This window comes from Phyllobacterium calauticae (assembly GCF_019991125.1).
Lineage (GTDB): Bacteria > Pseudomonadota > Alphaproteobacteria > Rhizobiales > Rhizobiaceae > Phyllobacterium > Phyllobacterium calauticae.
This window is the reverse complement of the sequence record NZ_JAGENB010000001.1, coordinates 1,156,711-1,175,006: the sequence shown is the minus strand read 5'-3', so window position 1 is coordinate 1,175,006 and position 18,296 is coordinate 1,156,711. Positions and strand designations below refer to the sequence as shown.

General features: G+C 60.4%; 21 protein-coding genes and 1 tRNA gene. 11 read left to right on the top strand and 11 right to left on the bottom strand.

The window, feature by feature from the left end:
• Window positions 1-34 precede the first annotated feature (34 nt).
• On the top strand, window positions 35-1,714 hold the full coding sequence (locus J1W56_RS05915) for a GMC family oxidoreductase (protein ID WP_223612342.1): 1,680 nt from the start codon (window positions 35-37) through the stop codon (window positions 1,712-1,714).
• Between the two features lie 54 nt (window positions 1,715-1,768).
• On the opposite strand, the gene J1W56_RS05910 is transcribed toward J1W56_RS05915, so the two are convergent.
• On the bottom strand, window positions 1,769-2,026 hold the full coding sequence (locus J1W56_RS05910) for a DUF982 domain-containing protein (protein WP_105733947.1): 258 nt from the start codon (window positions 2,024-2,026) through the stop codon (window positions 1,769-1,771).
• A gap of 158 nt (window positions 2,027-2,184) precedes the next feature.
• The gene (locus tag J1W56_RS05905) at window positions 2,185-3,159 is read right to left on the bottom strand and encodes a LysR substrate-binding domain-containing protein (protein WP_223612341.1); all 975 of its coding nucleotides are present in this window, start codon (window positions 3,157-3,159) and stop codon (window positions 2,185-2,187) included.
• A 65-nt stretch (window positions 3,160-3,224) separates the two neighbouring features.
• Between J1W56_RS05905 and argH the strand changes: the two genes are divergently transcribed.
• From argH to J1W56_RS05880, 5 genes are all read left to right on the top strand, one after another.
• Window positions 3,225-4,664 (top strand): argininosuccinate lyase, encoded by a 1,440-nt coding sequence (gene argH, locus J1W56_RS05900; protein ID WP_223612340.1) that lies wholly within the window; start codon window positions 3,225-3,227, stop codon window positions 4,662-4,664.
• Window positions 4,665-4,669: 5 nt separating this feature from the next.
• Window positions 4,670-5,569 (top strand): amino acid ABC transporter permease, encoded by a 900-nt coding sequence (locus J1W56_RS05895; RefSeq protein WP_223612339.1) that lies wholly within the window; start codon window positions 4,670-4,672, stop codon window positions 5,567-5,569.
• A 2-nt stretch (window positions 5,570-5,571) separates the two neighbouring features.
• Window positions 5,572-6,336: an amino acid ABC transporter ATP-binding protein gene (locus tag J1W56_RS05890; RefSeq protein ID WP_288194796.1), complete on the top strand. Its 765-nt coding sequence runs from the start codon at window positions 5,572-5,574 to the stop codon at window positions 6,334-6,336.
• Between the two features lie 59 nt (window positions 6,337-6,395).
• Window positions 6,396-7,217: an ABC transporter substrate-binding protein gene (locus tag J1W56_RS05885; RefSeq protein WP_223612429.1), complete on the top strand. Its 822-nt coding sequence runs from the start codon at window positions 6,396-6,398 to the stop codon at window positions 7,215-7,217.
• A 79-nt stretch (window positions 7,218-7,296) separates the two neighbouring features.
• Complete coding sequence (locus J1W56_RS05880) at window positions 7,297-7,770, top strand: GNAT family N-acetyltransferase (RefSeq protein ID WP_223612338.1); 474 nt, start codon at window positions 7,297-7,299, stop codon at window positions 7,768-7,770.
• Between the two features lie 11 nt (window positions 7,771-7,781).
• On the opposite strand, the gene J1W56_RS05875 is transcribed toward J1W56_RS05880, so the two are convergent.
• A complete protein-coding gene (locus J1W56_RS05875) occupies window positions 7,782-9,053 on the bottom strand; it encodes a multidrug efflux MFS transporter (RefSeq protein ID WP_223612337.1) in 1,272 nt (423 codons plus the stop codon).
• A gap of 264 nt (window positions 9,054-9,317) precedes the next feature.
• Here J1W56_RS05875 and J1W56_RS05870 point away from each other — a divergent pair, with 264 nt between their 5' ends.
• Complete coding sequence (locus tag J1W56_RS05870) at window positions 9,318-9,746, top strand: DUF4864 domain-containing protein (RefSeq protein ID WP_374042785.1); 429 nt, start codon at window positions 9,318-9,320, stop codon at window positions 9,744-9,746.
• Window positions 9,747-9,758: 12 nt separating this feature from the next.
• On the opposite strand, the gene J1W56_RS05865 is transcribed toward J1W56_RS05870, so the two are convergent.
• From J1W56_RS05865 to J1W56_RS05850, 4 genes are all read right to left on the bottom strand, one after another.
• Window positions 9,759-10,184, bottom strand: coding sequence for an AprI/Inh family metalloprotease inhibitor (locus J1W56_RS05865; protein ID WP_223612336.1), 426 nt, complete (start codon window positions 10,182-10,184; stop codon window positions 9,759-9,761).
• A gap of 83 nt (window positions 10,185-10,267) precedes the next feature.
• Window positions 10,268-10,945: a lysoplasmalogenase gene (locus J1W56_RS05860; protein ID WP_223612335.1), complete on the bottom strand. Its 678-nt coding sequence runs from the start codon at window positions 10,943-10,945 to the stop codon at window positions 10,268-10,270.
• A 30-nt stretch (window positions 10,946-10,975) separates the two neighbouring features.
• Complete coding sequence (locus tag J1W56_RS05855; protein ID WP_223612334.1) at window positions 10,976-11,908, bottom strand: sterol desaturase family protein; 933 nt, start codon at window positions 11,906-11,908, stop codon at window positions 10,976-10,978.
• The gene (locus J1W56_RS05850) at window positions 11,886-12,341 is read right to left on the bottom strand and encodes a hypothetical protein (protein WP_223612333.1); all 456 of its coding nucleotides are present in this window, start codon (window positions 12,339-12,341) and stop codon (window positions 11,886-11,888) included. Before J1W56_RS05850 ends, J1W56_RS05855 begins: the two co-directional genes overlap by 23 nt.
• A 279-nt stretch (window positions 12,342-12,620) precedes the next feature.
• On the opposite strand from J1W56_RS05850, the gene J1W56_RS05845 reads away from it, so the two are divergent.
• On the top strand, window positions 12,621-13,400 hold the full coding sequence (locus tag J1W56_RS05845; RefSeq protein WP_319025517.1) for a sulfotransferase family protein: 780 nt from the start codon (window positions 12,621-12,623) through the stop codon (window positions 13,398-13,400).
• Between the two features lie 25 nt (window positions 13,401-13,425).
• Here the strand turns inward: J1W56_RS05845 and J1W56_RS05840 are convergent.
• Window positions 13,426-13,516, bottom strand: a tRNA-Ser gene (locus J1W56_RS05840).
• Window positions 13,517-13,887: 371 nt separating this feature from the next.
• On the opposite strand from J1W56_RS05840, the gene J1W56_RS05835 reads away from it, so the two are divergent.
• The 3 genes from J1W56_RS05835 to J1W56_RS05825 all read left to right on the top strand — a co-directional run bounded on the left by J1W56_RS05835 (window position 13,888) and on the right by J1W56_RS05825 (window position 16,247).
• On the top strand, window positions 13,888-14,211 hold the full coding sequence (locus J1W56_RS05835; protein ID WP_223612331.1) for a hypothetical protein: 324 nt from the start codon (window positions 13,888-13,890) through the stop codon (window positions 14,209-14,211).
• Window positions 14,212-14,480: 269 nt separating this feature from the next.
• Window positions 14,481-15,479: a BMP family lipoprotein gene (locus tag J1W56_RS05830; protein ID WP_223612330.1), complete on the top strand. Its 999-nt coding sequence runs from the start codon at window positions 14,481-14,483 to the stop codon at window positions 15,477-15,479.
• Between the two features lie 132 nt (window positions 15,480-15,611).
• Window positions 15,612-16,247, top strand: a complete 636-nt coding sequence (locus J1W56_RS05825; protein WP_223612329.1) for a LysE family translocator — start codon at window positions 15,612-15,614, stop codon at window positions 16,245-16,247.
• Here the strand turns inward: J1W56_RS05825 and J1W56_RS05820 are convergent, their stop codons facing one another.
• From J1W56_RS05820 to J1W56_RS05810, 3 genes are read right to left on the bottom strand one after another with little or no spacing between them, the layout of a single operon-like run.
• Window positions 16,248-16,703 carry a GNAT family N-acetyltransferase gene (locus tag J1W56_RS05820; protein WP_223612328.1) on the bottom strand — a complete coding sequence of 152 codons (456 nt, stop codon included), beginning with the start codon at window positions 16,701-16,703 and terminating at the stop codon, window positions 16,248-16,250.
• Window positions 16,704-16,715: 12 nt separating this feature from the next.
• Complete coding sequence (locus tag J1W56_RS05815) at window positions 16,716-16,925, bottom strand: SlyX family protein (protein WP_105733935.1); 210 nt, start codon at window positions 16,923-16,925, stop codon at window positions 16,716-16,718.
• Between the two features lie 11 nt (window positions 16,926-16,936).
• Window positions 16,937-18,109 carry an iron-containing alcohol dehydrogenase gene (locus J1W56_RS05810; RefSeq protein ID WP_223612427.1) on the bottom strand — a complete coding sequence of 391 codons (1,173 nt, stop codon included), beginning with the start codon at window positions 18,107-18,109 and terminating at the stop codon, window positions 16,937-16,939.
• Between the last annotated feature and the right edge of the window lie 187 nt (window positions 18,110-18,296).

Below are 18,296 nucleotides of genomic sequence, written 5' to 3'. Positions count from 1 at the left end.
GACGTGCGGCAGCCCAGAGGGGGGTGCCTGAGTCATGGCAAACCCAACCCAAAAATCATCCTCCTACGATTACATCATCACCGGTGCCGGCCCTGCGGGGTGTGTGCTTGCCAATCGCCTCAGCGAGGACCCCGAGGTAAAGGTCCTGCTGCTCGAGGCCGGCGGCGGCGACTGGAATCCGCTGTTCCACATGCCGGCCGGCTTTGCCAAGATGACCAAGGGTGTCGCCAGCTGGGGCTGGTCGACCGTGCCGCAGAAGCACATGAAGAACCGCGTGCTGCGCTATACGCAGGCCAAGGTCATCGGTGGCGGCTCCAGCATCAACGCACAGCTTTATACGCGCGGCAATGCAATCGATTACGACCTGTGGGCCTCGGAAGATAGCTGTGCCGGTTGGAGCTACCGCGACGTGCTGCCCTACTTCAAGCGTGCTGAAGACAATCAGCGCTTTGCCGATGACTACCATTCCTATGGCGGGCCGCTGGGTGTTTCCATGCCGGTGGCGACACTGCCGATCTGCGATGCCTATATCCGGGCCGGGCAGGAACTCGGCATTCCCTACAATCATGATTTCAACGGCAGGCAGCAGGCCGGTGTCGGTTTCTACCAGCTGACCCAGCGCGATCGCCGCCGCTCATCGGCCTCGATGGCCTATCTTGCCCCGGTCAAGGGCCGCAAGAACCTGACGGTCCGCATGGGCGCGCAGGTGACAAAAATCGTGGTGGAGAACGGCCGGGCCGTCGGTGTTGAAATCGCCAAAGGCAACGCCCGCGAGATCATCCGCGCCGAGCGGGAAGTGCTGGTCAGTTCCGGCGCCATCGGCTCGCCGAAACTGCTGCTGCAGTCGGGTATCGGCGCGGCGGATCACCTGCGGAAAACCGGCGTTCCCGTCGTGCACAATCTGCCCGGTGTCGGCGAAAACATGCAGGATCATCTGGATCTGTTCGTAATTTCCGAATGCACCGGCGATCACACCTATGACGGCGTCGCCAAGCTGCACCGCACCCTGTGGGCCGGGCTGCAATATGTGCTGTTCCGCTCCGGTCCCGTCGCGTCCAGCCTGTTTGAAACAGGCGGTTTCTGGTACGCCGATCCCGACGCCCGTTCGCCTGACATTCAGTTCCATCTCGGGCTGGGGTCGGGCATCGAGGCGGGTGTCGAACGGCTGAAGAATGCTGGAGTCACCCTGAATTCGGCCTATCTGCATCCGCGGTCGCGCGGCACGGTGCGGCTGCAATCGGCCGATCCAATGGCCGCGCCGCTGATCGATCCCAACTATTGGAGCGATCCGCACGACCGCAAGATGTCGATCGAAGGATTGAAACTTGCGCGCGAAATCATGAACCAGGCGGCACTGAAGCCCTTCGTCATGGCGGAACGCCTGCCGGGGCCGAAGTACAATTCGGACGAGGAATTGTTCGATTATGGTTGCGCCAATGCCAAGACCGATCACCATCCGGTCGGCACCTGCAAGATGGGCACCGATTCCATGGCCGTTGTCGGCCTCGACCTGAAGGTGCATGGGCTGGAGGGGCTGCGTGTCTGCGACAGTTCCGTCATGCCGCGGGTTCCCTCGTGCAACACCAATGCACCGACAATCATGATGGGCGAAAAGGGCGCTGATATCATCCGCAAGCTTGCGCCGCTGCCGCCCGCTGTGTTCAGTCATGAGCTGAATGAAAAACGCCCGCGGGCGCGGGCGGATATTCGCTGATATCGGAGAATGGGCGCCGCCGGAGCATATGGGTCCCGGCGTCGCCCGCTCCGGTTACTGACGCAGCCTCGTGTCGAGAAACACCCCGGCATCGCGCGCGGCGCTGATAAAGGCATGACGCGCCTTGTGGGCGGGTTTCCACCCGTCCAGGGCATCGAGACAGGCCTGCAATGCGCGGCGATAGCTCGCGCCGGTCTTCGATGGCCAGTAGCGCTGCAGGCACTCCATCGCTTCCCAGACACTGGTGATGGCCCTTTGGCCTGTAGCGCCCAGTTTGACCATGACCGGTATGGGAAAACGCTTGTCGTTCATCACTTCCTCCCTGAGTATTCTGATGAGCATGGCATGCTGTTTGGCAATGCCAGACTAGACGAGGAAATGCGTCGGGAGTCCGTCCGGTTCCATGACAAGTTGATTAAATATTTTTGAATGAGACGGGCCCTGAAAACACGCAGGTTTGATCGGCCCGATCACCGCATGTCCGCGGGCATGGAACTGACTTCGCGGAGCAGCCAGTCAAGGAATATGCGCATGGCCGGCCGTTGCGGCCGGTCCTGCGGACAGGTCAGCCAATAGGCGTGGCGGCTGACGAAGCCAAAGCCTTGCGGATTGACGAGCTTGCCGCTGGCCAGCTCATCGGCGATCAGGCCGCGCGGCACCAGTGCCAGCCCCTGTCCGGCAATTGCTGCCCGGATGACCAGCGCATAGAAGCCGAAATGCGTGATACGGTCCGGCGCGAAATCGGTGATGCGCTGCGCTTCGGCAAACTCCTCCCAGCGCAGGGGCGTGTGCTTGTGGTGGAGCAGCGGAAACGCGCCGATGTCGCCGGGATGCCGGATGCCGCCAAGCCGGGCAATGAAGTGCGGCGCACCGACGAGTGCCACCTCGCGGCCAAAGAGGTAGTGGTTGTCCTGATCGGGCCAATCGCCTTCGCCGAAACGAAACGCGGCATCCGCCTGGTTGATCAGATCGTTGTTGGCAAAGGTCGACAGTTCAACATTGATGTCCGGATGCGCTTCGGCGAAGCTGGCAAAGCGCGGGATCAGCCAGCGGTCGCCCATGATCGGCAGGATGTGCAGCTTGATGGCATTGGGCGACGATCCCAATGCGGCAACCCGCAAGGCCGCATTCTCCATGGCGCCAAGCGCGATGCGGGCTTCGACCACATAAATCCTGCCCGCTTCCGTGGTCGAGAGGCCGTAGGGGGTACGGACAAACAGCGGAACGCCGGCCAGGGCTTCCAGCGCCAGCAATTGCTTGCTGACGGCACTCTGCGTCATGTTCAATGCCTTGGCGCAGGCCGTCGTGCTGCCATGTTCGGCAATCGCCGCAATGACCTGCAATGCCCGTGTGGACGGATATATCCGGCCGGATACCATCGCCTTCGCCTCGCTGGTTCTTTGGAACAGAGGGTATTCCTTTTTGGAATGGATATGCGAATTCATTTCGTTTGTCGTGTCAAAAACACAACCATAAGCTTCCAACAACGAGAAAAAGGGGAATAAATGCCATGACCGAGCAGTCCGTCCGTTTGTGGGGGGCGCGTTTCAGGACGAGCCCATCACCTGAGCTGACAGCGCTTTCCCGTTCGGAAAGCAGCTATTTCCGGCTTGTCCCGTATGACCTGACCTCGTCGCTGTCCCATGCGCGGGAACTGGTGCGCGCCGGGATTTTGACCGAGGCCGAAGCGGAAACGGTTTTCGCGGCAATCAAGGGCATCGGCGCCGACTACGCGGCCGGCGCGATCGAGCCATCCGCTGCCGATGAAGATATTCATACATTCCTGGAGCGGGTTCTGGGCGAACGTATCGGTGCGCTCGGCGGCAAGCTGCGGGCGGGCCGTTCCCGCAATGATCAGGCCGCCAACGACCTGAAGCTTTATCTGCGCGATGTGGCGCGCGGGCTCGGTGCGGATATTCTTCTCCTGCAGCAGGCGCTGACCGGCCAGGCGGAAGCCCACGTGACGACGCTCACCGCGGGTTTCACCCATTTGCAGCCGGCCCAGCCCATCAGCTTTGCCCATCAGCTGCTTGCCCATGCCCAGACCTTTGCCCGCGATCTTGACCGGCTGCGCGATTGGGACAGGCGCGCGGCACGCTCGCCGCTCGGAGCGGCTGCCATGGCTGGTTCAAGCATCGCTGTGCAGCCGGAGCTGTCGGCGCACGAGCTTGGCTATGACGCGCCGTGCGAAAACTCCATCGATGCGGTGGGCAGCCGCGACCATGTGGCGGAATTCCTCTTTGTAACAGCCATGTTCGGCGTGCACCTGTCACGTCTTGCCGAGGAGCTCTTCCTGTGGTCCTCGCGCCAGTTCCGCTGGATCGAAATGGATGATGGCTATGCCACCGGCTCGTCGATCATGCCGCAGAAGAAGAACTGCGATATCGCCGAACTGACGCGCGGCCGTGCTTCCCGGCTGATCGGCAGCCTGACGACGATGCTCGTCGCCCTCAAGGGGCTGCCCTTCGCCTATAACCGTGACCTTGCCGAGGACAAGCATGCCGCCTTCGATACGATCGATGCGCTGACGCTCGTCGTGCCTGCCATGGCCGGCCTCATCCGGACCATGCGCGTCAACACCGATATCATGCGCAGGCAGTCGGTCGACGGCTTTACGCTGGCAACCGAGGTCGCCGACTGGCTGGCCAAGACAGGCGTGCCCTTCTCCGAGGCGCACGAAATCACCGGTGCGCTGGTGCGTTCCTGTGAAGACAGGAACATCGGCCTTGAGGATGTGAGCGATGATGACCTTGCCGCCGTCGATGTCAGGCTGCTGCCGTCGATCCGGTCAAGCCTGTCGCCGCAGGCGGCCGTCGACGCGCGCAAGGGCTATGGCGGAACGGCCCCGGATCGGGTTCGCGAGCAGATCGTCAGGCTCAAAACCGTGTTGGAATCGCAGCGGGAGTGGCTATCCTCCTATGCGAGCCCGACAGCGGCTTTGAAAGGATGAGTACGATGGCCAATATCGAACACACGGTTTCCGTCCCGCCTGCCAAATATTCCATTGCGCACCTGAAGCACCAGCCCCGGCGCCACTATGGCCGCTGGCTGGCCGCCGCCCTGATCATTCTGGCGCTGGCCATGATCGTCAAGGCTTTTGCCCAGGGCCAGATTGCCTGGCCGGTGGTCGGCCAGTTCTTCACCGCACCGGCCATTCTCGCCGGTCTGTGGAACACCATCCTGATGACGATCTGTGCCATGGCCCTCGGGCTGGTGCTCGGCGTCGTCTTTGCCATCATGATCATGTCGCCCAATCCGGTGCTGAAATATGTGGCGGTTTTCTACATCTGGTTTTTCCGGGGAACGCCGCTGCTGCTGCAATTGCTGCTCTGGTTCAATCTGGCGTTGATCTTTCCGACACTTGGCATTCCCGGCCTGTTCGAAATGCGCACCGTCGATTTCATGACGCCGTTCATGGCGACGCTGCTCGGCCTTGGCATCAATCAGGGCGCCTACACCGCCGAAGTCGTTCGCGGCGGCATCCTGTCCGTCGACAACGGCCAGATCGAAGCCGCCAAGGTCATCGGCATGACCCGGCTGACCATGCTGCGCCGTATCGTGCTGCCGCAGGCCATGCGCGTGATCATTCCGCCTGTCGGCAATGAAGTTATCAGCATGGTCAAGCTGACCTCGGTTGCCAGTGTCATCCAGTACGCGGAAATCCTGCGTAATGCACAGGCCGTGTACTACGCCAACAACCGCGTCATGGAACTGCTGATCGTTTCGGCCATCTGGTATCTGGCGGTTGTGACCATTCTTTCCATCGGCCAGCATCTCCTCGAGAAGCACTACTCGAAAAGCCTGGGGCGCCGGACCGGCAAGCGCACCGAACCTGCCGCAGCGGAAGGAGTCTGAACATGTCAGCCATGGTCGTAGCGGTAGACGTCAACAAGTATTTCGGGCCGTTTCACGCGTTGCAGAACGTGTCACTTGAAATCAGTCACGGCGAAGTCCTGTGTATCATCGGGCCTTCGGGCTCCGGCAAAAGCACGCTCCTACGTTGTGTCAACCAGCTGGAGCGCATCGACTCCGGCGCCATCTGGGTCGACGACGAACTGGTCGGCTTTCGCCAGGAGGGCAACAAGCTCTATGAACTGACCGATGCGGAGATTTCGCGCCAGCGCCTGGCAAGCGGCATGGTGTTCCAGCGGTTCAACCTTTTCGCCCATATGACGGTGCTGGAAAACATCGTCGAAGGGCCGGTTATCGTCCAGAAGCGTGCGAAAAGCAGCGTCATCCCGGAAGCCATGGCTTTGCTCGAACGGGTCGGTCTGGCCGACAAGAAGGATGCCTATCCCAGCGAACTTTCCGGCGGGCAGCAGCAGCGCATCGCCATTGCCCGCGCCCTCGCCATGCAGCCCAAACTGATGCTGTTCGACGAGCCGACATCGGCGCTCGATCCGGAACTGGTTGGCGACGTGCTGAGTGTCATGCGCGATCTCGCCACCAGTGGCATGACGATGATCGTGGTCACGCACGAACTCGGTTTCGCCCGCGAGGTTGCGCACCGTGTGGTGTTCATGGACCGCGGCCGGATTGTCGAGACCGGAACCCCGCACGACATCCTCAGCAGCCCGAAAGAAAAACGCACACAGGACTTCATCGCAGCGGTGTTGTCCTGAGCCGAACTGAAATCAACAGGCCGGAAGAACCGGCCAGAGAGGAACCAGACATGAAAACCATGACACGGCTTGCAATTCTCGGTGGAGCGCTGGCATTCAGCTTTTCTGCCATGGCACAGGACCTTCCGGCCCGCATCAAGGATGCCGGTAAACTGGTTATCGCGACCATGCCGAACTATCCGCCGATCACCTACAAGGACCCGGCCACCAATGTGCTGCAGGGTTTTGACATCGAGCTTGGCGAAGCCATCGGCAAGGAACTTGGTCTGAAAGTCGAATGGCAGGAAATCGCTTTTGCCCAGATGCTGCCGTCCCTGCAGACAGGCCGCGTCGATCTGGCGATGGCCGGCATGAGCGACAAGAAGGCCCGCCAGGAAACGGCGGACTTCGTCGATTACATGAAGTCGGGTGCGCAGTTCTACACATCCAAGGCCCTGGCCGGCGAAATCAAGTCGGTGGACGATCTTTGCGGCAAGTCGGTGGGCGCCAGCCGCTCGACGGATTGGCCCGCGCAGATCACCGCCTGGAGCGAAGCCAACTGCGTTGCCAAGGGTAAGCCCGCGATCAATGTCATGGGCACGGAAGGGTCCGCCGATGCCCGCACGCAGATCAAGAGCCAGCGTCTTCAGGCAGCGGCCCAGGGCAATGAAACCCTTCCCTACAATCAGAAGCTGGAACCCGATACTTACGTTACGCTCGGCGAGGCATTCAGCCAGTCTCTGGCCGGCATTCCGGTTCTGAAAAGCGAGACCCAATTGCGCGATGCGGTGAAAGTGGCGCTTGAAAAACTGCAGGCGAATGGTACCTATGATGCACTTTTGGAAAAGTATGGTTTGAAGGCCAACAAGCTGACGCCCGTTACCATCAATGCCGGCGAATAAAGCATAGGGCCGAAGAGACGAAAGAGGCGGTTCCGGTATTGGCTGGAGCCGCCTTTGCATGGAAAGGAATGCGGGATTGATGAAAGTCAGTTTGTCCAATCCGTCGGATCACCCGCAGCTTGCGGCCCTGTTTGAGGAAATGCAGGCCCATTACAACGTGCCCTGTCCGCCGCGCGCGGAAATATTGCGCGGATTGCGCGATATGCCCGATGGGACGGAAATCCTGGTCGCCGGCACCGATGAGCTCGTTGGCTTTGCCGCGTTCTCGTCGATCTATCCGGGGCCGGGCCTGCAATCCGGCCTGTTTCTCAAGGAGCTCTTCGTTTCAAAGGCGCATCGCAGCAGTGGAGCCGGGACCTCGCTGATGCATGCACTGGCCAAACTGGCGCTGGAGCGGGGTTACAAGCGCGTCGACTGGACCGCCGATCGCAACAATCCGAAAGTCCTGGCCTTCTACAATGGTTTCGATGCGTCTCCGCTGCCGGACAAGCTATTTTACCGGATGGATGGCGAGGCGCTTGCCGCTGCCGCCGCGAAAGCCGGTAACGCGTAAGTGTTGGCTTACTAAGACTGCCGCGGCCGTACCAGCCAGCAATAGGCTGAACCAAGGGCCAGCAGCACGCAGGTTGCCAGAAACACGGCGCGCATGCCGAAATGCCCGCCGATGAAGCCGCCTGCCAAGGGGCCGACGACCTGTCCGGCATATTGCGATGATGTCGAATAGCCCAGGATGCCGCCTGCGACCCGGTCCGGAACGTTGTGCCGGATGACGCTGGTGATGCAGGGCAGAAGCCCGCCGAGCGCCAGCCCCATCAGGAACCGCAGCCCGATCAACTGCCAGCCCTCGGTCACGAAAGCCTGGGGTATCAGCAGCAAAGCCGATACGGCGAGGGCGGCAATGATCACATTCCAATGGCCGACACGGTCGGCCAGCTTGCCCAGCCGTGACGCCGACAGGATGCTGCCGAGCGCCGCCGCCGACATGACGACGCCGGAAACAATCGTCACCTTGCTGGCATCGCTGACCAGCTGCGCCACATAGACGGTGATGATCGGTTCGATCGACATGTTGGCCAGCATCAGCAGCAGGCCGGTCGCCAGCATGGCGATGATGGGGCGCTTGTCGGGAATCGCCGACCAGCCGCCCGTCACCTTGGCGCCCTTGCTCTTCGGCGGGCGCCGCTCCTCCTTGATGAAAAGACTGGTGGCGATGAAGGTCAGGAAAATCACGCCGCCCGCCAGCCAGAATGTCTGGCGGATGCCGATCAGCGGCGGCAGGCCGCCGCCGATCAGCGGACCCACCAGATTGCCCGCCATGATGCCCGACGACAGGGTGCCGAGCGCCCAGCCGGTGCGCGCCTTCGGCGTCTGGGTCGCCACCAGCACGGTGGAACCGGAGGCATAGCCGCCGAGCAGTCCGGCAGCGAGACGCAGCGCCACGAGCTGCCACACGTCCGTCGCCATGCCGATCAGCGACATGGCGACGGCCATGCCGAGGCTCGCGCGAATGAGCATCAGCTTGCGGCCATAAAGATCGGCGAGCCGGCCCCAGAGCGGCGCGACGAGGGCCGCGGTGAAAAAGGTGGCGCCATAGGCCACGCCCGACCATTGCACGATTGCCGCGTGTTCCTTGACGCCCAGCTGTTCGACATAGAGCGGCAGGAAGGGCAGAAGCAGCGTCATGGCCACGATCGTCGTGAACGATCCGATGAGGCAGACGACAAGGTTCTGGCGCCAATAGCGCGATTCAGTCTCGGATTCACCGGCAATGGCCGGAGCAGGCGCAGCGGTCACGGTTGTACCGCCCGTGCCATGCTGTTGATCAGGTGTATTCATGGAAACATGTTTTCGCGGCAGGGGGACTGCCGTGCCTCTCACTCTTTCGAGCACCGAACTCGCTTGCACTGTTTCACCGCAGCCGGCCAATAGCAATCGCCCGACCGGCTTGAAGTGGCAACAAGTCGCAATCACCAGGATTCGCAGCAAAGTGATCCATCACCATGACCGCCACGTATTGCAGCGGAAGAACCGGACAGTGGACTTCATCCGCAAGAGGTCTATCCTGTCGGCTGGTTGTCCCGGCAGATGCAAGGAGACGGCATGATGAAGACATTTCCCGCTTATATCATTTTCGGCCTGTTCCTGTTGATCGCCATGCCGGGCGCGGCGATGGCCGATGAACCGCTTGATACGGGACAGTCGATCATCAGGAAGCAGATTGCCGCCTTTCTCAGTGACGATGCGGCAACCGCCTATTCCTTCGCCTCGCCGGCCATTCAGGGCAAGTTCGTCAATCAGGACATGTTTTTCGAGATGGTCAAGCGGGCCTACCAGCCCGTTTACCGGCCGGGAAATTTTGCCTTCGGCCGCAGCAAGGTGTCGGATAGCGAGATCGTGCAGGAAGTTGTCATCCGCGGTCCCGACGGCAAGGACTGGACGGCGCTGTACCAGTTGACGAAACAGCCCGACGGCAGCTGGAAGATCAATGCCGTCCGCATGATGCAGGCCGCGCCCGGACCCGAAATCTGAGCGTCCGGCCGCTCATTCGCCAGCCAGTTGCTCGATGGTGAATATGCCGTCCGTCTGCGGCTGCGCAATGTAGGTCTCGTCCGGTGTCTCGAAGGTGATGCGCGTCTTGCGCGTCGCGTCGACGAGTTCGATGGTCCAGTTTTCCTTCAGCCGCCACGCGGTGATGTCGCCCATGACGGGAAATGCCTTGACGCAGGCCGGATCAATATCGATCTGCGAGCCGCCAATGGTCTCGTCCCGTTTGAGCGTCACCTTGCACAGCCTGTTGCCGCCTTCGTCGCGGATCTGCCATGGGCCAAAAAAGCTTTCGAGCAGATCGGGATCGACGGCATCCATATCCATCGGTTTGAGATCTTCAGCCAGTGCCGCCGTTACCGGCAGGACGGCCATGAGAAAAAGCGAGGCAACCGTGTTCCGCATGATGATCAGACCTGTCACTGTTTCCTGTATATCGGCAAATCTACCCGCAATTCTCCCGCCGGAAAACCGCCAATGCGGTGATTGGGAGACACGGCGGAGTTTCACTGACCGGATGAAGCGACCGACCGCGCAATGAACCATTGCGCCGCATAATAGGTTCCCAGCACCCAGAGGGGGCCAAGCGGCATGGCGAAGCGGAATTTCCCATAGGCCAGCAGCGTGTCACTGGCCAGAAACAGCATGCCGCCCATGCCCGCCAGCCGGGCAGGGGGCGTTGCAAGGCATTGGGCCCGGCTGATCGCCTGGGCGCCCATCGCGGCCAGAACCGCCGCATAGACCGTGACAGGAAGCTTCAGTTCCGCAGGCAGGCTTGACCAAAGGCCCCAGACGATTGCCAGCGCCAAAAGGGCGCAGACGGCGAAGGTGAGGGGCGCGGCGCCGAGGCGGACATCACCGGTCAGCGCGATGATATAGGCGCAGTGCGTGATGAGGAAACAGATCAGCCCGGCGACGAACAGATCCTGCGGCAGCATCAGGAAAATATCGCCGCACAGCGAAAAGACCAGGCCCGCGGCAATCGCCCATTGATAGCGCTTTGAAACCGGGTTGGCCGTCTGCACGACCAGGAGCAGCAGCAGCGCAGTCGCCAGCGGCTTGCTGACATAGTGCAGCCAGCGCCCGTCCGTGCCGAGCAGCGCGCTGGCAATGGCTGCCACCGCCGCAATCGCGAACAGCCTGTGCAGCGCCGGTCGGATGGCCGGTTGTGTCCTGGGTGTCATTGCCGTCCCCCGCGAGGTTTCAGTGCCGTGTCACAGTTTTGGCAGGCCGGCCTTGCCCGCTTCCCCGGGATGCCGCCTGATATAGTCCGCTTTCAGGTCTTCCGAGGTTCTGCGGCTGCCATCATGGCTCCAGCCCGGCGGTGCGGCCATGTAGAGCAGCCGCTCGCGCAAGGTCAGGCCCGGCGAGAAAACATCCTTGAGCATGCCGGCCCATTCGTGGAAGGCCACACGCACCGGGTTGAATGTGCCGATATTCCGGACGATCCCATAGCGCGGAACATCCTCGTCCAGCTCTTCGACGAATGTCCCGAACATGCGGTCCCAGATGATCAGCGTGCCGGCAAAATTGGCATCGAGATAACGCGGGTTGGTCGCGTGATGCACGCGGTGATGCGACGGGGTGTTGAAGATGAATTCGAACGGGCGCCACATCTTGCCGATGGTTTCGGTATGAATCCAGAACTGGTAGACGAGGTTGAACCCGTAGACAAAGGCGATCACGGCGGGGTGGAACCCGAGCAGCACCATCGGCACCTGCAGAACGAACATGCCGGTTATCTGACCGGTCCAGGATTGGCGCAGGGCCGTGGAAAGGTTGTAATGCTGGCTGGAGTGATGGTTGACATGTTCTGCCCAGACCCAGCGTACGCGGTGGGCAATACGGTGATAGCAGTAATAGCGCAGATCGTCGAAAACGAACGCCGCGATGAACACCCACCAGTGCAGGCCGAGATCGAACAAGCGGAACTGCCAGACCCACATCAGGGCTGTCACCGAAACGAAACCCAGAAGCAGCCCGGCGGCGACATTGCCCGTGCCCATCAGCAGGCTGGTCAGTGTATCGCGCGTCTCAAAGTCGCCTTTGCGGTGCCAGTAGCGGATGGCCACGAGTTCAATGAGGATGGCAAGGATATAGAACGGGACGGCCAGTTTCGTGACGTCAAAGAACATGGGCGCGTTCATGGGTGATCCCTACGGCAGACATCGCTGGAGCCTGAAGCCAGGCCCGGACGATACGTCGCTCTGTTTCGCTGGCAAATGAAAATGTCTGGCGCGGCCAGGTGATGTCCTGCCAGCGCACGTTGAGCGCGCGATCGCCGGCCGGTTCTGCGCCTGCAACATCGGGCGCGGAAATACAGCGCGTCAGGAACTTGTTGCCGATGCCATGCACAATGCCGGTCCGGTGCGTCGGGAGTTCGAAAAACGCCGTCCGCCGGTCGTGCGTGTAGACAATCGGCCCGATGCGGCTTTCGGGGAAATCGGCAAGGAAGATCGATCGGGTCTCGTCGTCATCGATGAGGCGCGGCCGCGCGCTGCCGCCAGCCAGGTGCACGGCAAGGACGCCCACTGAAATACCGACAACAATCATGCCGATCAGTGCTGGCAAGCCGAGCAATGCACACCTCCCCATGATGCCGGCCCATCGCCCCGGCCCCTGTGCCGAATCGTGGGACCGTCCCATTCTCCCGCAAATAGTTTTCCACAGTGCGGATCAATGCACAATCACAGAGGTTTCGCGTGCGGTTCGAGGCTTTGGCCGGTCGGCGCTCCCAAGGGATATACTGTTCAAATCTAAGTGATACCCGGCCACGCCGCGTATTTCCTGCTGTATATTTCGCTGATACCCTTGACATAAATTAGAACAATAAAAGAATATAATGATATTGGGGCGGTGATGCAGGGGTATATGGGGGACGATTCAAAACTTAGTCCAGTGATAATCTGTGGATGCAAGAGAAGTGGTACAACAGCGCTCGTTCGAATATTGAATGAGAACGGTATTACTATTTCTAATGAATGGGCTCTGTTTGCTTGGGGCGCATGGAAGCATGAATTTTCACTTTCCGACTGGCTGCACAACAAGCATCTGGAAGTTGAAAACACGGAATGGCTGCAACACTGGAATTATCGAATGAAGCTTTCGGGCGACGAGGCGGAGCTTGGCTTCCCCGCCGCGCTTCACGCGGTTTATGGCAACAGGCCGCGCTGGAAATGGGGCGACAAATGGCCTGACTACGTGTTTCACATGCGGGAAATCAAGGCGCATTTCCCCAATGCCAAGGTGATCTACATCTACAGGGATGGCCGGGATGTGGTGGCGAGCATGCTGCGCAAGCAAATAGCCGACGACGTCAATCATGGTTTCGAACAGTGGGTCGGCGCCATCGGGGCGTGGCGGTCCTGGGAAAACGAGGTCGATCACATCGCCATAAGGCAGGAGGATCTGCTGCGATATCCCGCCGAAGTCGGCGCCTATATCGCCCGGTATTGCGGCATCCGGCTGTCGAGTGCGGATCATGCGCGGCACGTCGTTCTTGGCGCGGATGAGCAGTCGAATGACGATTATGTTGCGGAAAACCCGTTTGCCCACACGGGGGCCTACACCGCGCTGTTTTCCGATGACGATGTTCCGCCGGCGGCAAAGCGCCTGCTGGCATCTCTCGGCTATATCTGATGGATCGGTGTCAAAGGAAGGGAACTGGCGGAGAGAGCGGGATTCGAACCCGCGTTACGCTTTTGACGTAAACACACTTTCCAGGCGTGCGCCTTCAACCACTCGGCCACCTCTCCGCAATTCGTCCGGCATGGGGCCGGTCGGGTTGGTCGTTCTCAGCCGGAAAACCCGGCTCAGGAGCACCGTCAACCATCGGTCACTCAGTCTTTGGAGTTTGCGCGAGTCACTTGAAGATGGTTAGCCAACAACGACCCCGTGCGGCGCGCACTATAGTCAGAACAGGCTCTTGTTCAACACCTATTTCAACATAAATGCGCTTTGGCATAATTTCATTCCTTTGTCACTGAAATTGCTGCGAATTTTCAGGGAAACTTCATCGTTCGGTCCCAAAATGCCGGTAAGTTTGCATTCAACCGGTAGGCGTTCCACGCTAGAATACCGTTTTCCCGGCGCCTGATGGTACCGGCCGATGACTTTGGAGAAAGACGTGATCCGACCTGTATTGAGGCTTTTTGCCTATATTGCGCTTGCCATGGCAATCATTGCTGCGGTTCTCGACGCGGCGCGGTCCGTGGGGGCGTCGCATCTGGTGACCACCCCCTTGCAGGAAAGCTGGCAATCGCTCTCCGCCTCATCCCTCGGCGTCGTCGAGGCCTATTTCAAGGCCCGTCTCTATCCCGTGCTGTGGGACCCGCTGATGCTGTGGATTCTTGCAACGCCCACCTTCGTCGTTTTCGCCATCCTGGCCCTGCTTCTCTATAGCCTGGGCTACCGGCGCGAAAACCGTGCCGGCCGCTTTGCCGCGCGTTGAGGCGCGATCCCGCCAGGAATCCGGTGGTCTGTCGCGGCCTGCGCGGCAGCGGGCATAGCTTGCCCTGTTCCACAGGCGAAATCTGCATAAGGTACTGATAGGGCTTGGTTATTTCGCAATATTTGACCGGGAGGCAAAATTCCGCGTGAATTTTGCCGTGAGCCGTGCAAGATTGCTTTCGGGGCGGCTGTGACGGGATGGGCCGCAACACAGTCCGGAACCGGCGGAATGCCGGTCCTGCTTAACAAAATCCAGAGGGTTGGTATCAAATGAAGCGTATTGTTCTTGGTCTGCTGGCTGCCACAGCCATGTCCTTCTCGGCCTATGCCGCGGACAACAAACCTGCCTTGATCTTCGATCTCGGCGGCAAATTCGACAAATCCTTCAACGAGGCTGCGTTTCATGGCGCAGAAAAATACACCAAGGAATCCGGCGTAAAATTCCGCGAGTTCGAAATCCAGAACGAAGCCCAGCGCGAACAGGCTCTGCGCAAATTCGCTTCCGATGGCAACTCGCCGATCGTGATCGCCGGTTTCTCCGCTGCTGCGGCCATTGAAAAGGTCTCGACGGAATTTCCGGATACGAAATTCGTCATCATCGATGCGGTTGTCGACAAGCCAAACGTGCGGTCGGTCGTCTTCAACGACAATGAAGGCTCCTATCTCGTTGGCGTTATCGCCGCCAAGACCTCGAAGAGCGGCACGGTCAGCTTTGTCGGCGGCATGGATGTGCCGTTGATCCGCAACTTTGCCTGCGGCTATGTCGGCGGTGTGAAGGCGACAAATCCGGCTGCCAAGGTCATCCAGAACATGACCGGCGACACGCCTGCCGCCTGGAACGACCCTGCCAAGGGTGGTGAAATTGCCAAGTCGCAGATGGATCAGGGCTCTGACGTGATCTTCGCGGCGGCCGGCGGCACCGGTATCGGTGTGCTGCAGGCGGCTGCCGATGCGAACAAGCTTGGTATCGGCGTCGATTCCAACCAGAACGGCCTGCATCCGGGCAAGGTTCTGACCTCGATGATGAAGCGCGTCGACGTGGCCACCTACAACGCGTTCAAGGACGGCGCGGACGGCAAGTTCACCGCCGGCGTCAATGTTCTCGGTGTCAAGGAAGGCGGCGTCGACTATGCCGCCGACGAAAACAACGCCAAGCTGCTGACCGACGATGTCAAGAAGGCCGTCGAGGCGGCAAAGGCCGATATCATTTCGGGCAAGGTCAAGGTTCACAACTACAACACGGACAATGCCTGCCCCTACAAGGGCTGATGTTTCACCGATCTGACGGGCCGCCGGTTGCAAGACCGGCGGCTTTGTTTTGGGCGCAGGGTCTGCTTGTTTTATCCATGAAACATGAGAATATGCCGCTCCGCGTCACTGACGCACATTGGAGATCATCCCATGTCTGCGATCGCCGTTTTCTTCACCATTCTTGGGGTTCTGCTGCTGGGCGCGATGAGCCCCGGCCCAAGCTTTGTCCTGGTTTCCCGGATTGCCATCACCTCGCCGCGTTTGCACGGCGTGGCGGCCGCGCTGGGCATGGGCATAGGCGGCGCGATTTTTTGCTGTTTGGCCGTTCTGGGGCTGACCGCCCTGCTGATGCAGGTCGAATGGCTTTATCTGATCCTCAAAGTCGCCGGCGGGGCCTATCTGATCTACATTGCCATTCGCATCTGGAGCAATGCATCCGAACCCCTGGCTTTGACGGGAACCGGCGGGCATATGTCGCTGGCCCGGTCATTCTCCTTTGCCCTGATGACCCAATTGAGCAATCCCAAGACAGCAATTTTCTATGCCAGCCTCTTTGCCGCGCTGTTGCCCGCTGACGCACCGCTCTGGCTGTTACTGGCGCTGCCGCCCATGGTGTTTCTGATTGAGACGGGCTGGTACACGCTCGTTGCCACCATGTTTTCGACGACAAGAGCCCGTGCGGCCTATGCCGGGTTCAAGGCATGGATCGACCGCGGCGCCGGGGCCGTCATGGGCGCGCTGGGCATGAAGCTGATCGTCGAGGCGTTCAAGACGCACAGGATCTGATCAGAGGGCGCGATTGAGGATCGCCATTCCAGCGTTCTCGCCGGCCAGCGCTTCGTGATGTTTCCAGCCGGCGGTGCGGTAGTAGTCGGGCTTGTCCGTGTAGAGATAAAGCTCTGAATGGCCTTGATCGCGGGCAGCATTTTCCGCCGCCGCGATCAACTGCTTTCCGACACCCTTGTTGCGGAAGGCAGGATCGACATACAGGCTGGCCAGCCAGGGCGTGAGATGGGCATGGCTGTCGAGATCATTGTCGATCAGAAGCACCAGTCCGGAGGGAAAGCCGGACACGAGCGCGACAAAGGCTTTCTGCCGGCTGCCGGGCGCCAGCAGCTCCATGAAGGCGTCGATGGTTTGCTCCATGCTCCGGCCATCGGCATGGCCCCATTCATGAAAATTCCAGCGCGCGCATACGGGAACAAGCTCGGGGCGATTTTCCAAGGGTTCTACGGTAATCATGGAATATCCGGCCTACCAGTGGGGTGGTTTGGTCACCGGAATGTCCGGCGTGGTTTGTTCTTCGAGAACAAGGAAGCGGTCCGTTAAGGCATCGAGCTTCCGGCGCATGGCTTCGATCACTGTCCATTGTTCGGCAATCTGGGCAGAAAGCTCTTCAATGGTTTTTTCCTGTTCCGTCACCAGGATTTCCAGGCTGGTGACACGGTCCGTATCAGCGGTCATTTCTCTCTCCGTTACCAGGCCGTTCTGTAGATCGCCAAGGCATCGGCCTCGGTCACATCCCGCGGGTTGTTGACGAGAAGCCGCCCCTGTTTCATGGCATCGGCCGCCATCACAGGCAGATCGCCCTCGCCAATGCCGACATCGCGCAACCGCGTCTGCAGCCCCAGCTGGGCCGAGAGGCCAGCGAGGCGGTCGATAAACCTGTTGCAGATGCGCTCTACCCCTCCCGACACATCGATACCGGCGAATGCATGCGGCGCCAATGCAGCATAGTGTGTAGCCGCCCCATTCATCGAATCGGCCGCGTTGTACCGCAGCACATGGGGCAAAACCAAGGCGTTGGACAGGCCGTGCGGCACATGGAAGGTCCCGCCGATGGGGTAGGCAAGGGCGTGGACAGCGGCAACGGGGGAGTTGGCGAAGGCCTGTCCGGCCAGCATCGAACCGAGCAGCATGGCCGAACGCGCCGCCTTGTCCCGGCCATGGAAAACTGCGGTCTCGATATTCGTGCCGAGAAGCCGCAAGGCCTCGACGGCCAGCGCCCGGGAGAGTGGATTGTTGTTGGCGTTCTTGGAGGCATAGGCCTCGATGGCATGCACCATGGCGTCGATGCCCGTCGCCGCCGTAACATGCGGCGGAAGGCCGAGGGTGAGGTCCGGGTCAAGCAGCGCCACGTCGGGCAGGATGAGCGGTGACGAGACGCCGCGTTTTTCATTGCTGCCGACGGTGATGATGGAAACCGGCGTCACCTCGGAGCCGGTTCCGGCGGTGGTGGGGACAAGCGTCAATTTCAGGCGCGGTCCCCTGGCATTGCCCACGCCCCAGGCATCGTCGAGATTTTCATTTGAACCTGCGAGCAGCGCGACGAGTTTGGCCACATCCAGCGAGGAACCGCCGCCAAAGCCGAGCACATGGTTCGCGCTGTTCTCCCGGGCCACGTCCACGGCATTCAGCAGTGTATCGAGCGATGGATCCGCTTCCACCTCGCCGAACACCGTGATATCGGCTCCGGCGGCTTGCAGGCTGGCAATGGCCGGTTGCGCCAGTCCAAGGGCCAGGATGGTGGCATCCGTGACGACAAGCAGCCGGTCCTTGGGCTTTATGCGCAGGTGCGCGGCGATATCACCGCTGGCGCCTGCCGCAAAGACGATGCGCGGCGTGGTGTGGAAAGCGAAGGGAGCGATGATGTCGGCCATGTCAGGAGATTGCCAGAGCCGGGCCCGGTTTGTCGAGGCCCGCTACGGAACGGGAAATGTGCAATTCTTGACTAAAAAGTAAAAAATCCGGTGAACGAGCAATCGGGGACCCAACGGAACCGGTTCCATTTGATTTTTCTTTGCTCTAGGGTCAAAAGTTCGGAACGATAAAAAG

Excerpts from the sequence above, each read along its gene's own strand:
- J1W56_RS05915 (WP_223612342.1), top strand. The coding sequence starts at position 35 with ATGGCAAACCCAACCCAAAAATCATCCTCCTACGATTACATCATCACC.
- J1W56_RS05910 (WP_105733947.1), bottom strand. The coding sequence starts at position 2,026 with ATGAACGACAAGCGTTTTCCCATACCGGTCATGGTCAAACTGGGCGCT.
- J1W56_RS05905 (WP_223612341.1), bottom strand. The coding sequence starts at position 3,159 with ATGAATTCGCATATCCATTCCAAAAAGGAATACCCTCTGTTCCAAAGA.
- argH (WP_223612340.1), top strand. The coding sequence starts at position 3,225 with ATGACCGAGCAGTCCGTCCGTTTGTGGGGGGCGCGTTTCAGGACGAGC.
- J1W56_RS05895 (WP_223612339.1), top strand. The coding sequence starts at position 4,670 with ATGGCCAATATCGAACACACGGTTTCCGTCCCGCCTGCCAAATATTCC.
- J1W56_RS05890 (WP_288194796.1), top strand. The coding sequence starts at position 5,572 with ATGTCAGCCATGGTCGTAGCGGTAGACGTCAACAAGTATTTCGGGCCG.
- J1W56_RS05885 (WP_223612429.1), top strand. The coding sequence starts at position 6,396 with ATGACACGGCTTGCAATTCTCGGTGGAGCGCTGGCATTCAGCTTTTCT.
- J1W56_RS05880 (WP_223612338.1), top strand. The coding sequence starts at position 7,297 with ATGAAAGTCAGTTTGTCCAATCCGTCGGATCACCCGCAGCTTGCGGCC.
- J1W56_RS05875 (WP_223612337.1), bottom strand. The coding sequence starts at position 9,053 with ATGAATACACCTGATCAACAGCATGGCACGGGCGGTACAACCGTGACC.
- J1W56_RS05870 (WP_374042785.1), top strand. The coding sequence starts at position 9,318 with ATGATGAAGACATTTCCCGCTTATATCATTTTCGGCCTGTTCCTGTTG.
- J1W56_RS05860 (WP_223612335.1), bottom strand. The coding sequence starts at position 10,945 with ATGACACCCAGGACACAACCGGCCATCCGACCGGCGCTGCACAGGCTG.
- J1W56_RS05855 (WP_223612334.1), bottom strand. The coding sequence starts at position 11,908 with ATGAACGCGCCCATGTTCTTTGACGTCACGAAACTGGCCGTCCCGTTC.
- J1W56_RS05845 (WP_319025517.1), top strand. The coding sequence starts at position 12,621 with ATGCAGGGGTATATGGGGGACGATTCAAAACTTAGTCCAGTGATAATC.
- J1W56_RS05830 (WP_223612330.1), top strand. The coding sequence starts at position 14,481 with ATGAAGCGTATTGTTCTTGGTCTGCTGGCTGCCACAGCCATGTCCTTC.
- J1W56_RS05825 (WP_223612329.1), top strand. The coding sequence starts at position 15,612 with ATGTCTGCGATCGCCGTTTTCTTCACCATTCTTGGGGTTCTGCTGCTG.
- J1W56_RS05820 (WP_223612328.1), bottom strand. The coding sequence starts at position 16,703 with ATGATTACCGTAGAACCCTTGGAAAATCGCCCCGAGCTTGTTCCCGTA.
- J1W56_RS05815 (WP_105733935.1), bottom strand. The coding sequence starts at position 16,925 with ATGACCGCTGATACGGACCGTGTCACCAGCCTGGAAATCCTGGTGACG.